The organism is Comamonas sp. SY3, assembly GCF_041730275.1.
Classification (GTDB): Bacteria; Pseudomonadota; Gammaproteobacteria; order Burkholderiales; family Burkholderiaceae_C; genus Comamonas; species Comamonas sediminis.
The window spans coordinates 421252-434202 of record NZ_JBGTYN010000001.1 but is presented as its reverse complement, the minus strand read 5'-3'; the positions used below and the strand labels follow the sequence as shown (position 1 = coordinate 434202).

The 12951-nt window shown below is 63.1% G+C and carries 11 protein-coding genes and 1 tRNA gene; 10 read left to right on the top strand and 2 right to left on the bottom strand.

Going from position 1 to position 12951, the window contains the following annotated elements; genetic code table 11:
* The first annotated feature begins 55 nt into the window (after positions 1-55).
* The 10 genes from infC to ACCQ08_RS01845 all read left to right on the top strand — a co-directional run bounded on the left by infC (position 56) and on the right by ACCQ08_RS01845 (position 8891).
* Positions 56-673, top strand: coding sequence for a translation initiation factor IF-3 (gene infC / locus ACCQ08_RS01890; RefSeq protein ID WP_021025159.1), 618 nt, complete (start codon positions 56-58; stop codon positions 671-673).
* A 245-nt stretch (positions 674-918) separates the two neighbouring features.
* On the top strand, positions 919-1122 hold the full coding sequence (gene rpmI / locus ACCQ08_RS01885; protein ID WP_021025158.1) for a 50S ribosomal protein L35: 204 nt from the start codon (positions 919-921) through the stop codon (positions 1120-1122).
* 26 nt (positions 1123-1148) lie between these two features.
* Complete coding sequence (gene rplT, locus ACCQ08_RS01880; protein WP_021025157.1) at positions 1149-1508, top strand: 50S ribosomal protein L20; 360 nt, start codon at positions 1149-1151, stop codon at positions 1506-1508.
* A gap of 142 nt (positions 1509-1650) precedes the next feature.
* On the top strand, positions 1651-2706 hold the full coding sequence (gene pheS, locus ACCQ08_RS01875; protein ID WP_239811224.1) for a phenylalanine--tRNA ligase subunit alpha: 1056 nt from the start codon (positions 1651-1653) through the stop codon (positions 2704-2706).
* Positions 2703-2870, top strand: coding sequence for a hypothetical protein (locus tag ACCQ08_RS01870; protein WP_373448691.1), 168 nt, complete (start codon positions 2703-2705; stop codon positions 2868-2870). Before pheS ends, ACCQ08_RS01870 begins: the two co-directional genes overlap by 4 nt.
* Positions 2857-5310 (top strand): phenylalanine--tRNA ligase subunit beta, encoded by a 2454-nt coding sequence (pheT, locus tag ACCQ08_RS01865; RefSeq protein ID WP_373448690.1) that lies wholly within the window; start codon positions 2857-2859, stop codon positions 5308-5310. Before ACCQ08_RS01870 ends, pheT begins: the two co-directional genes overlap by 14 nt.
* Positions 5311-5332: 22 nt before the next feature.
* Positions 5333-5659, top strand: a complete 327-nt coding sequence (locus ACCQ08_RS01860) for an integration host factor subunit alpha (RefSeq protein WP_239811226.1) — start codon at positions 5333-5335, stop codon at positions 5657-5659.
* Between the two features lie 111 nt (positions 5660-5770).
* Positions 5771-6202, top strand: a complete 432-nt coding sequence (locus ACCQ08_RS01855; protein WP_373448689.1) for a MerR family transcriptional regulator — start codon at positions 5771-5773, stop codon at positions 6200-6202.
* Between the two features lie 18 nt (positions 6203-6220).
* Positions 6221-6297: transfer RNA gene (locus tag ACCQ08_RS01850), tRNA-Pro, on the top strand.
* Between the two features lie 203 nt (positions 6298-6500).
* Entirely contained in the window at positions 6501-8891 is a 2391-nt protein-coding gene (locus tag ACCQ08_RS01845) for a DNA polymerase II (RefSeq protein WP_373448688.1), read from the top strand.
* A 71-nt stretch (positions 8892-8962) separates the two neighbouring features.
* Here ACCQ08_RS01845 and ACCQ08_RS01840 read toward each other — a convergent pair whose 3' ends face one another.
* Together ACCQ08_RS01840 and aspT are read right to left on the bottom strand one after the other, a co-directional pair.
* A complete protein-coding gene (locus ACCQ08_RS01840) occupies positions 8963-10573 on the bottom strand; it encodes a bifunctional aspartate transaminase/aspartate 4-decarboxylase (RefSeq protein ID WP_312410057.1) in 1611 nt (536 codons plus the stop codon).
* Positions 10574-10676: 103 nt separating this feature from the next.
* Positions 10677-12362, bottom strand: a complete 1686-nt coding sequence (gene aspT, locus ACCQ08_RS01835; RefSeq protein ID WP_239811230.1) for an aspartate-alanine antiporter — start codon at positions 12360-12362, stop codon at positions 10677-10679.
* Positions 12363-12951 lie beyond the last annotated feature (589 nt).

Here is a 12951-nt window from a genome sequence, read left to right as displayed (position 1 = left end):
ACAGCGTGGACTGCGTTAATAGCAGCTACGCTGTCGTAGCTTTTAAATTTTTAGGGTGAAAGCCATAGCTACTGAATTCCGTGATCGCCGCCACCGCGAAGAGCGCAAACACCGTCTGAACCGTGAGATTCAGGCACCTGAAGTGCGTCTGTCCGGTCCTGATAATGAACCCCTGGGCATCGTGCCGCTGATGGAAGCGCTGCGCATGGCCGGAGAGTTGGATGTTGACCTGGTCGAGATCGTCGCCACGGCCACGCCTCCAGTGTGCCGCCTGATGGACTACGGCAAGTTCAAGTATCTGGAGCAGAAGAAGGCGGCCGAGGCCAAGGCCAAGCAAACCGTCATCGAAATCAAGGAAATCAAGTTCCGTCCCGGTACTGATGATGGCGACTACAACGTCAAGATGCGCAATATCCGCCGCTTCCTGGCTGAAGGCGACAAGGTCAAGGTGACCCTGCGCTTCCGTGGTCGTGAAATCACCCACCAGAACCTGGGCATGGACCTGCTCAACCGCATCCGCGACGAGCTGGCCGACCTGATCCAGGTCGAGCAGTTCCCCAAGCTGGAAGGCCGCCAGATGATCATGATGATCGCCCCGGCGCGCAAGAAGCCCGGTGGCGCTGCCGCTGGCAAGCCGGTGGAGGGAAATTCCTCCCCAGTAGCCACAGCTTAAAGAAGCGGTTAGAATACCGGATTACCGACAAGCGGCTTAGGCCGCTTTCGGTTTTTAGCAGAGCAGCGGCGGCACTTGCCGGAGTCCGGGGTCTTGACCCTGGTGCCTCGGAGGGGTGCAGTCAACACTCTGCGCATTGATAGAGTAGATGTAATCTAGGTCTGTCACAGAAGTGGCTCGGGGCCAAAACAAGTTCCGTCATGGCGATGGAACGCCTCACGAGCACAAACATAAGGAGCATTCACATGCCCAAAATGAAGACCAAAAGCAGCGCGAAGAAGCGTTTTCGCGTTCGTCCAGGTGGCACCGTCAAGCGCGGTCAAGCCTTCAAGCGTCACATCTTGACCAAGAAGACCACCAAGAACAAGCGCCATCTGCGTGGTGCAACCGCTGTGCATGAGACCAACATGGGTCACATGGCACAAATGTTGCCCGGCATGGGCCTGTAATTCACTGACGAACTAGGAGAAAACACATGCCTCGCGTCAAACGTGGTGTAACGGCACGCGCCCGTCACAAAAAAGTTCTGGCCCTTGCTAAGGGTTTCCGCGGTCGCCGTGGTAACGTTTTCCGCGTTGCCAAGCAAGCGGTAATGAAGGCGGGCCAGTACGCCTACCGTGACCGTCGTACCAAGAAGCGCGTGTTCCGCCAACTGTGGATCGCCCGTATCAATGCCGCTTCCCGTGAACTGGGCCTGACCTACAGCCAGTTCGCCAACGGCCTGAAGAAGGCTGCCATTGAAATCGACCGCAAGATGCTGGCCGATATCGCCGTGCACGACAAGGCTGCTTTTGCAGCTATCGTCGACCAAGTCAAGGCCAAGCTGGCTGCCTAAGGTCACGATCGGTAGTTACTGTTGATTTGGTAGCTGCTGGTGCACACACAGCAAGGGCTAGGGCTTGAAAAGGCGCTAGCCCTTGTTTTTTTATCGCCAGGCTGTTTTTTGCGGCCCGGCACCAAAGTCGATAAGAGTCGATATGAACGAGTTGGATTCTCTGGTCGAAAGCGCGCAACAGTTGTTTGCGCAGGCCCATACCCCCGCTGATCTGGAAAACGCCAAGGCGCAGTTTCTGGGCAAGTCGGGCAAGATGACCGAGCTCATGAAGGGCATGGCACAGCTTTCCGTCGAAGAGAAAAAATCGCGCGGCGCCGCCATCAACGTGGCCAAGCAGGCGATTGAGGCGGCCTTGACGGCGCGCCGCAAGGCGCTGGCCGATGCCGAGCTGCAAGCCCACCTCAAGGCCGAAGTGCTGGATGTAACCCTGCCCGGCCGCCGCCGTGGCAGCGGTGGTCTGCACCCGGTGTCCATCACGATGGAGCGCATCGAAGGCATCTTCGGCTCCATGGGCTTCGATGTGGCCGAAGGCCCCGAGATCGAATCCGACTGGTTCAACTTCACCGCGCTCAACACGCCGGAAGACCATCCCGCGCGCTCCATGCACGACACCTTCTATGTGGAAGGCGGCACGCAGCACGCGCCCAATCTGCTGCGCACGCACACCAGCCCGATGCAGGTGCGCCATGCCGTGCAGCACGTCAAGCGCTACCGCAACCTGATCGACGCGGGCCAGACCATGCCCGAGATCCGCGTGATCGCCCCGGGGCGCACCTACCGCGTGGATTCGGACGCCACCCACTCGCCGATGTTCCACCAGTGCGAAGGCCTGTGGATTGGCGAGAACGTGAGCTTCAAGGACCTCAAGGTCGTGTTCACCGACTTCTGCAAGACCTTCTTCGAGCAGGATGACCTGGTGCTGCGCTTCCGCCCCAGCTTCTTCCCGTTCACCGAGCCCTCGGCCGAGATCGACATCCAGTTCCAGAGCGGGCCGCTGGCCGGCCGCTGGCTGGAAGTCTCGGGCGCTGGCCAGGTGCACCCCAACGTGGTGCGCAACATGGGCCTGGACCCCGAGAAATACATTGGCTTTGCCTTTGGCATGGGCCCTGACCGCCTGACCATGCTGCGTTATGGCGTCAATGACCTGCGCCTGTTCTTTGACGGCGACATCCGTTTCCTGTCGCAGTTCCAGTCATGAAAACGGAGCGGGCGGTGCTGCAGATGGGCGATGCCATCCCCAGCCCCCGGGCAGCAGGTGCTGCCACCCGCTCCCCATTGAAACGCAAGAACGCCCGGCCTGCCGATGCCCGACATGGCACTGCAGGCCTGAACGCCAAAGAGTCCGACTATGCAATTTCCTGAATCCTGGTTGCGCCAATACTGCAACCCGTCGCTGACCACCCAAGAGCTGGCCGATACCTTGACCATGGCGGGTCTCGAGGTCGAAGAGCTCGACCCCGTCGCGCCTCCGTTCACCGGCATCGTTGTCGGTGAGATCAAAGAAGCCGTGCAGCACCCCGATGCCGACCGCCTGCGCGTCTGCCAGGTCGATGTGGGTGGCCCTGAACTGCTGAACATCGTTTGCGGCGCGCCCAATGCGCGCGTCGGCATCCGCATCCCCTGCGCCACCGTGGGCGCCGAGCTGCCACCCGGCGCAGACGGCAAGCCTTTCAAGATCAAGATCGGCAAGCTGCGCGGCGTGCAAAGCTTTGGCATGCTGTGCTCGGCCAAGGAGCTGGGCATTGCCGATGACCACGGCGGTCTGCTGGAGCTGCCCGCCGATGCGCCGCTGGGCCAGAACGTGCGCGAGTACCTGAACCTCGACGACACCTTGTTCACGCTCAAGCTCACGCCCAATCTGGCGCACTGCCTGTCGGTCTACGGCGTGGCGCGCGAGCTGTCGGCACTGACCGGCACGCCGCTCCAGGCGCTGTCCTTCCCGGCCGCTGCGGTGGCTTCGCAAGACAAGCTGCCCGTCAAGATCGAGGCGACCGACCTGTGCGGCCGTTTCTCCGGCCGCATCGTGCGCAACGTCAACACCCAGGTCAAGACCCCGCAGTGGATGGTGGACCGCCTGGCCCGCTGCGGCCAGCGCGCTGTCAGCCCCCTGGTCGACATCTCCAACTACGTGATGTTCGAGCTGGGCCGTCCCAGCCACATCTTCGATCTGGACAAGATCAGCGGCGGCCTGAGCGTGCGCTGGGGCAAGCAGGGCGAAACGCTCAAGCTGCTCAACGGCAACACCATCACGATCGACGACTTCCTCAAGGTCGGCGTGATCGCAGACGCGCACGGCCTGGAGTCGCTGGCCGGCATCATGGGTGGCGACGCCACTGCCGTGTCCGATGACACCAGGAACATCTATATCGAAGCGGCCTTCTGGTTCCCCAAGGCGGTGGCCGGCCGCTCGCGCCACTTCAACTTCTCGACCGACGCGGGCCACCGCTTCGAGCGCGGTGTGGACCCCCAGTTCACCACCGAGCACATCGAGCGCATCACCCAGCTGGTGCTGGAGATCTGCGGCACGCCTGAGACGCAGGTGGCTGCCATGGACGACCAGCAGCCCAACATGCCTGCGCCCAAGATGGTGCAGCTGCGTGTGGCACGTGCGGCCAAGGTCATCGGCATGCCGGTGACCCAGCAGCAATGCCTGGATGCGCTCAACGGCCTGGGCCTGCCTGCCACCGTGGTGCAAGAAGGCGTGATCAGTGTGACCGCGCCCACCTTCCGCTTCGACATCAACCTGGAAGAAGACCTGGTTGAAGAAATCGCGCGGATGATTGGCTACGAAAACCTGCCCACCAGCAAGCCGCTGGCGCCGATCTCGCCCAAGCTGCGTGCCGAGAACTCCCGCAGCCCTTACGCCGTGCGCCATGTGCTGGCCGGCCTGGGCTACCAGGAGACCATCAACTTCAGCTTTGTCGAAGAAAAGTGGGAGCAGGAGCTGGCGGGCAACACCCAGGCCATCAAGCTGCTCAACCCCATCGCCAGCCACCTGAGCGTGATGCGCTCTTCGTTGCTGGGCTCGCTGCTGCAGGTGCTCAAGTTCAATGTGGACCGCAAGGCACAGCGCGTGCGCGTGTTCGAGCTGGGCCGCGTGTTCTTCAAGGACGACTCGGTCGCCGAGTCCGACACCACCGTCAAGGGCTTCCACCAGCCCATGCGCGTGGCCGGCCTGGCCTACGGCGCAGCCGACCAGCTGCAATGGGGCCGCGACGAGACCAAGGTCGATTTCTACGACGTCAAGGGCGATGTCGAGGCACTGCTCGCGCCGCTCAAGCCGGTGTTTGAAGCGGCCGAGCACCCCGCGCTGCACCCCGGCCGTTGCGCCCGCGTGCTGCTGGACGGCAAGGCCATCGGCTTTGTCGGCGAGCTGCACCCCCAGTGGCGCCAGCAATGGGATCTGGCCCAGGCGCCGGTGATGTTCGAGCTGGCACTCGATGCCGTCCTGGCGCGCCAGGTGCCGGTGTTCGCGCCAGTGGCCAAGCACCAGGTGGTCGAGCGCGACATCGCTGTCGTCGTCAAGGAAGCCGTTACCCACGCCCAGGTCATGCAGGCCATCACGGCTGCCAGCGCAGGTGCTATCCTGCGCAGTGCCGTGCTGTTCGACGTGTTCCGGCCCAAGAAGCTCAAGGCCGGTGAAGAGGCCGCCGCCGGCAGCCTGGCCCAGGACGAGAAGAGCCTGGCCGTGCGTCTGAGCCTGGGCCATGACGAGCGCGCGCTGGAAGACACCGAGATCGAAGCGGCCGTGCTGGCCGTGGTGGAACAACTCACACAAAGCCTGGGTGCGCGTCTGCGCTGATCCCACACGCGAGGATTGCTATATGGAATTCACCGTTGAGAGCCTGGAACAACCTGCGCTGACCAAGGCGCAGCTGGCCGACATGCTGTTTGACAACATCGGCCTGAACAAGCGCGAAGCCAAGGACATGGTCGATGCCTTTTTCGACCTGATCTCGGAGAGCTTGATCAAGGGCGAAGATGTGAAGCTGTCGAGCTTTGGCAACTTCCAGGTGCGCATGAAGAAGGCCCGCCCGGGCCGCAATCCGCGCACCGGAGAAGAGGTGCCGATCGAGGCGCGCCGCGTGGTGACCTTCCATGCCAGCGGCAAACTCAAGGATTCGGTGCAGGCCCCCGCCGACATGGGATGACGCAGGCCCTGTGAGCATGAGGCGCCAGTGCACCAGCACTGACGGTTCCGCCATTGCCCGCTTTCGCCTATATGCAACACGGCCGCTTTCGCGGCTGTTTACAATTTATCCATGGAAAAACAGCTGCCCCCCATCCCTGCCAAGCGCTACTTCACCATCGGTGAGGTATCGGTGCTATGCGACGTCAAGCCGCATGTGCTGCGCTACTGGGAGCAGGAGTTCACGCAGCTGCGCCCGGTCAAGCGCCGGGGCAACCGCCGCTATTACCAGCACCATGAGGTGCTGATGATCCGCCGCATCCGTGAGCTGCTCTATGAGCGCGGCTTCACGATCAGCGGCGCGCGCAACCAGCTCCAGTCGCTGCCGCGCGGCCAGGCCATGCTCGATGCGCTGGAAGACGACAGCATGTTCGCGCTGCAGGAAGAGGGTACCGATGCGCTGGCTGCCGGCATGCCCGAAAGCGCTGAACCGCTGAGCTGGCACCAGGCCGCGATCGAGTTGCAAGAAATTCGTCGCATTCTTTCCGGAGACCCGGAAAACTAGGTATATAATTCAAGTCTTCGGAATGTAGCGCAGCCTGGTAGCGCACTTGCATGGGGTGCAAGGGGTCGCGAGTTCGAATCCCGCCATTCCGACCAAAAAGACAAGGACTTAGCTCGAGAGAGCTAAGTCCTTTTTCTTTTGTCCAGACAGGCGCTGACGCCAATATCTGCTCCCATGTGCAGGCGCGGCGGTACTCCGGCGATATCATCGGTGCGCAAGCCACGCGAGGTTGTTGGCTCTTGAAGCCATGCAACGTCGGTCGCTGTGGCCCGCATCTTTTTGCTTTGCCTGATCTACCGTGCCCTCCACCCCCCTCCAAGGTTTCATCCTGACCCGCCATTGGCGGGACACGGCTGCGGGCACCGAGATTGAGTACTGGTTGGCGACCGATGGTGGTCCGCTGAAAGTGCTGCTGACCCGGCAGGCCTCAGTGGCGTTTGTCGAGGCGCGGCACCGGGTGGTGGTGCAGACGCAGTTGCTGGCGATGCCCGATACGGATCTGCGTGAGCTGGCCCTCAGGAGTTTTCAGCAGGAGCCGGTGCTGGGCGTCTATGCCAAGCACTACCGGCAGTTGGGCAAGCTCGCGCGAGGCTTGAAGCAGATAGGGGTATCGCTGCTGGAGGCCGATGTGCGCCCCCACGAACGCTATTTGATGGAGCGCTTCATCACTGCTGGCGTGCAGGTCGAAGGCGGGCTGTTGCAGGGCAGCACGGTGGTGGACTGCAAGCTGCTGCCCGCAGCGGCGTACCGGCCGGCGCTCAAGCTGGTGTCGCTCGATATTGAAACCAGCCAGCACCAGGACCTGTATTCGATTGCGCTCGATGGCGCAGGCCAGCGGGTGGTGTTCATGCTCGGCGATGCGCCGGCGCCCGGTGGGCAGGCTGGCCCCCCCGAACCCGCCCGCGATTTCGTGCTGATCTATTGCGCCAGCCGCAAGGCGATGATCGAGCAACTCAACGACTGGTTTGCGCGCCATGACCCGGATGTCATCGTCGGCTGGAATGTGGTCCAGTTCGACCTGCGGGTGCTGCAAAAGACCGCAGACGACTGCGCCACCCCGCTGCTGCTGGGGCGCGAGGGCCGGCCCATTGCCTGGCGGGCGCATCCGGGCAAGCAAGATTATTGGTTTGCGCCGATGCCGGGCCGCGCGGTCCTCGATGGCATCGAGGCCTTGCGGGCGGCGGTGTGGAGCTTTCCGTCATTCAGCCTGGAGAACGTGGCCCAGGCCTTGCTGGGCGAGGGCAAGGACATTGGCGACGAGTACGACAAGATGGCCGAGATCGAGCGCCGCTACCAAGAGGACAAGCCTGCGCTGGCGGTCTACAACATCCGCGATTGCGAGCTGGTGCTGCGCATTTTTGACAAGGCCCAACTGCTACAGTTTGCGATGGAGCGGGCGCATGCGACCGGCCTGCAGCTGGACCAGTTTGGCGGCTCGATAGCGGCATTCAGCCACCACTACCTGCCGCGCATGCACCGCCAAGGTTATGTGGCGCCCAATGTGGGCGATGTGCGCGGCAAGTCCTCGCCGGGCGGCTATGTGCTGGATTCGCGGCCGGGCTTTTATGACTCGGTGGTGGTGCTCGATTACAAAAGTCTCTACCCCTCGATCATCCGCACCTACCTGGTCGACCCGGTGGGCCTGGCCGAAGGCCTGCATGCCAGCGATACCGCTTCACTGATCCACGGGCCGATGGACACGCGCTTCTCGCGCGACAAGCACTGCCTGCCCGAGATCGTCACCACGCTCTGGCGCGCACGCGATGAGGCCAAGCGCAGCAGAAACGAGCCGCTGTCGCAGGCGCTCAAGCTGGTGATGAACTCCTTTGCCGGGGTGCTGGGTGCGACCGAATGCCGCTTCTTCAACCCGGCGCTGATCTCGTCGATCACCCTGCGCGGCCATGAGATGGTCAAGCGCACCAAGGCGCTGGTGCAGCAGCGTGGCTACGAGGTTATCTACGGCGATACGGATTCGATCTTCATCTGGCTGGGGCGCGCCCACAGCAACCAGGAGGCCCATGCGGTCGCCACATCGCTGGTCAGCGATATCAATGCCTGGTGGACGCAAGGCCTGCGCCAGGAACAGAACCTGGAGAGCTTTCTTGAGATCGAGTTCGACACGCACTACAAGAAGTTCTTCATGCCCACCATCCGGGGCTCGGACGTGGGCAGCAAAAAGCGCTATGCGGGCCTGAGTGTGGATGCCGATGGCAAGGAGGCCATGGTCTACCGGGGCCTGGAGATGGCGCGCAGCGACTGGACGCTGCTGGCGCGCCAGTTCCAGGAAGGGCTGCTCTCGCGCGTGTTCCAGGGGCTGCCGTACCGCGACTTTGTCATCGGCTATGCACAGGCCACCTTGGCGGGCCAGAAGGATGATTTGCTGGTCTACCGCAAGCGCCTGCGCCACCGGCTCGATGCCTATGTGGCCAACCTGCCGCCGCAGGTGCGCGCCGCCCGCATGGCCGATGACTACAACCGGCGCTTGGGCCGCCCGCTGCAATACCAAAGCGGTGGCTGGATCCGCTATGTGATGGGCAAAAGCGGGCCCGAGCCGTTGGAGGTGCGCCAGTCGCCGATCGACTACGAGCACTACCTGAGCAAGCAGCTGCAGCCGATTGCCGATTCGATCCTGCAGCCATTGGGGGAGGACTTCAGCAGCCTGACCTCGATGCAGCAGGAGCTGTTCTAGCGGCCTGCTGCAGCGGAGGTGGGGCAGGTGAGGACAGCACAGTGCGGGCCTGCGCTGCGCCTTCGCCGCGCCTAAGCGGCGCCGCCCTTGCCGCCCGCCTGGGCCTGGAACTGCGCATACAGTTCATCCACCATCTTGCGCAACGCGCGGCCGATGGCGGCGTACTCGTACTCGTTCAGGTTGGCGAGCGATGCCCGGCCCGATGGCCTGTCGGAGCCAAATCCCCGGCCTGGCAGCAGCACGATACCGGTTTCATCGGCAATGCGGAACAGCATGTCGCCGGTCGAGGACTGCTGCACTGCCCAGTCCGAAAACGCTTGGCCATAGAGCCTGCAGGTCACGCTCTGCAGGTCGATCAAGGTGTAGTAGTTGACGGAGTTGGGGTTGTGCAGCGGCGGCATGCCTAGCTCGCGGTACAGGGTGGCCTCGCGGCGGCGGATCAGCTGTTTGAGCGCCTGCTTGTAGGCGTCGGCTTCATCGATCAGCGCAAACAACGAGAACAGCACCATCTGCACCTGTTGCGGGGTCGACAGGCCGGCCGTATGGTTCAGCGCCACGACACGGCTGTCGGCCACCAGGCGGTCGATGAATTTGAGCGATCGCACATCGGGCAGCAGAGAGCGGTAGCGGTGGTCCAGCTCGAGCTTGGCGCTCTCGGGCAACTGGGCCAGCGCCTTGTCGAAGACGTTCTCCTTGTGCGCGGCAATCACGCCCAGGCGCCAGCCGGTGGCACCAAAGTACTTGGAGAAGGAGTAGACCAGCAAGGTGTTGTGCGGGCAGACCGAGAACAGCGACTGGAAGTCATCGGCAAAGGTGCCGTAGACATCGTCGGTCAGCACCATCAGATCGGGCCGGTGGTCGGCAATGATGGTCTTGATGCGCTCCAGGCTGCGCTGGTCCATCTTGACCGACGGCGGGTTGCTGGGGTTGACGCAGAAGAAGATCTTGACGGCCGGGTCGCGCAGCTTGTCCAGCTCCGCATCGGAGTACTGCCAGCCATTGTCCGGATCGGCATGGATGGGGACCTCCTCCAGCGCGTACTGGGCCAGCTCCGGGATCTCGATATACGGTGTGAACACCGGCATGCCGATGGCGACCTTGTCGCCGGCCTTGAGCAGGCCGCTGATGCGCAGGCTCTCGAAGATATAGGCCATCGCGGCGGTGCCACCCTCGACCGCAAACAAATCGACCGACTCCACCGGCACGGCGCCACCGGCCATCTCGCGCACGATGTACTGGCGCACGATCTTCTCGCTCACGGTCAGCATCCGTGGCGGCACCGGGTAGTTGCATCCCAGGATGCCGTCCACCATCTCATGCAGAAAGGCGGCCGGGTCCAGGCCGAGCTGGTCCCGCACATAGCTGAGCGACTTGGCCAGAAAGCGCACACCTTCCTGGTCGCGGTGTTCGGCGGTGTAGCGCTCGAAGCGGTTTTCGATGCCTTCGATATTGGCCAGGCCGCCGATGCCGGCCGTCATGTACGAGTACGACAGCTCGGACTCAGCCGCTGCAAACAGCCCCAGGCGGAAGAAGGCGCGCCGGGGCGTTGTCGCCAGAAAGTTCGGGTTGCCACGCCCGGCGTTGAGCATCAGCCGGTTGGCCTTGCCCGATGCCACCTTGATCAATTCATCCTTGAGCTCGAACGGGCTCAAATGGGCCAGACGCTGGTAGTCCTGAGACATGGTGCAACTCCTTGCAGTCGTTGAAAAACGGGATAAACGGGAAACGGGGGGCGGCTCGGTGCCGCCGGTGTGTCAATGGATCAGTGAGAGGGCGCAGCGCCGCTCAGGCAAAAGCGATCACCAGCGGGCCCAGCAGTGTCAGAAACACGTTGGCCAGCGCATAGGTGATCGCAAACGGCACCGTGGGGATGGCGTTGCCCGCCTTGTCCAGCACCTCGCCAAAGGCGGGGTTGGCACTGCGTGCGCCCGACAGGGCCCCGGCAAAGATGGCGACGTTCTCATAGCGCAGCACATACTTGCCAAACAGCATCGCAATCAGCAGCGGCACGATGGTCACCACCATGCCCATCAGGAACAGGCTCAGGCCTTGCTCCATCACCGTACTTACCGCCTGCTGGCCCGATTGCAGGCCCACCATGGCCACAAAGCCGGCCAGGCCCAGATCACGCAGCAGGGTAGAAGCGGCCGTGGGCATATTGCCCAAGGTGTGCTTGCGGCTGCGCCACCAGCCAAACAGCAGCCCCGCGAGCAGGGCGCCACCGCCGCTGCCCAGCGTGATCGGGATCGAGCCGATGCGCAGCACCAGCAGACCGATCAGCAACCCGACGGTGATGCCCAGACCGTGGAAGACAAAGTCCGTCTTGTCGCTGGGGATGAGGATGGGCCCCACCGACTGCGCGGCATTCTGCACATCCTGTGGCGTGCCAAACAAGGTCACCACATCGCCGGGCACGATCAGCGTGGCGGGGGTGATCGGCAACGGCGAGCCCGAGCGGGTCAGCGCTACCGCATAGACGCCGTGCTTGAACTCGGGCGTCAGGCTGTCGAGGATGTCCTTGACGCTGCGGTTGAGGTACTGGCTGTTGGTGATGGACACATCGCGGCGCACCATCACCACGTCCATGTCTTCGGCGCTTTGCAGCTCATCGCCGATGTTGGCACCCAGCGCCACCACCGCTGCGCGCCGGCCCACCAGCAGCACTATGTCGCCCGCTTCCAGCACCAGCTGGGGGTCCACCCCCACCAAGGCGTTCTTGCGGCGGATACGCTCGATGGTGACCGAGCCTTGCGGCGCGCTGGCTTCCAGCTCGGCCACGGTGCGGCCCGATTGCCGGACCTTGAAGATGCGGCCCACCAGATCGGGCGCCGCAGGCGATTCACCTGCGCCATAGACATGCACGCCCTTGAGCATTTCCTGCTCGGCCTGGATGGCGTCGTCATGGATCTTGCGGCCGGTCAGCCACTGCAGCACATTCACGCACAACAAGATGGCGCCGAACGAGCCAAAGATATAGGTCACTGCATAGCCGATGGCCACATTGGCCTGCATGCGCTGCACCTCATCGGCCGCCAGACCCAGCTTCTCGATGGCCGAGCCCGCCGTGCCGATGATGGCCGACTGCGTCATGCCGCCAGCGGCCAGCCCTGCGGCCAGGCCCTTGTCCAGGTGGAAGACCCGCGCCAGCACCACGACGGTGACCAGGCCCGAGATGGCGACCACCGCCGCCATCAGGATCTCCTTGATCGACTGCCGCCCCAGAGATCGGAAGAACTGGGGCCCGCTCTCGAAGCCCACCGCATAGATGAACAGCGCAAACAGCACCGCCTTGATGCCCGAATCGATCTGGACCCCCACCTGGCTGATCAGCACCGCTGCCAACAGCGACCCTGCCACACCCCCCAGCTGGAACGAGCCGAACCGCAGCTTGCCGATGCCGTAGCCTAGGGCGAGCGCTGCAAACAGCGCAATCTCCGGCGCCTGGTGCAAGATACCTCTGAGCCAATCCATACGAGCCTTTCAGGTCAAAAGAAGGCTGCCCTGCCGCCCCGAAGCCATCAAAGCGGTGTACAGCGTGTTAAGAATTGTTTGCATTGGGCGCCGACCACATTAACTGAGACGGAAAAAATCTGCATGTAGGACAGCACAGGCAAAATCTTTCAGCGGCCCGTTGTTGATACAGATCAAATAACGCCTTGCCATGGCCCAGACGCTAGGTCCGGTGCAGCCCCGGCCTGCCATGCACGAAGACGGAGGCTGGAACACGCAGTAAGCAGACACCTCGGTAGGCAACGCATGCCGGTACTGGCACGGCTTACCGGGGGGCGAGGAAATAGCGCGGTGCCGATGCATTCTTGCCACATCAATGGCGATGGTTATGCGTCGTTTGGATTGGCTTTAATGGCTTTTGGATAAATCGCCGGCGAGGAGAGCGCCATCGACGGCCGCGCGGCGCGGTGAGCCCCAGGCCGCGCGTTGGGGCCCCAGGTCTCCCCGCACTCCGGCTGCATCATGGCGCCAGCAGTTCCCGCCGTACAGCCCGGCGGGCATTGGCTTGGACGGGGGGCAACTGCGCCCTGTGCTGCGCCCGCTGTACCCG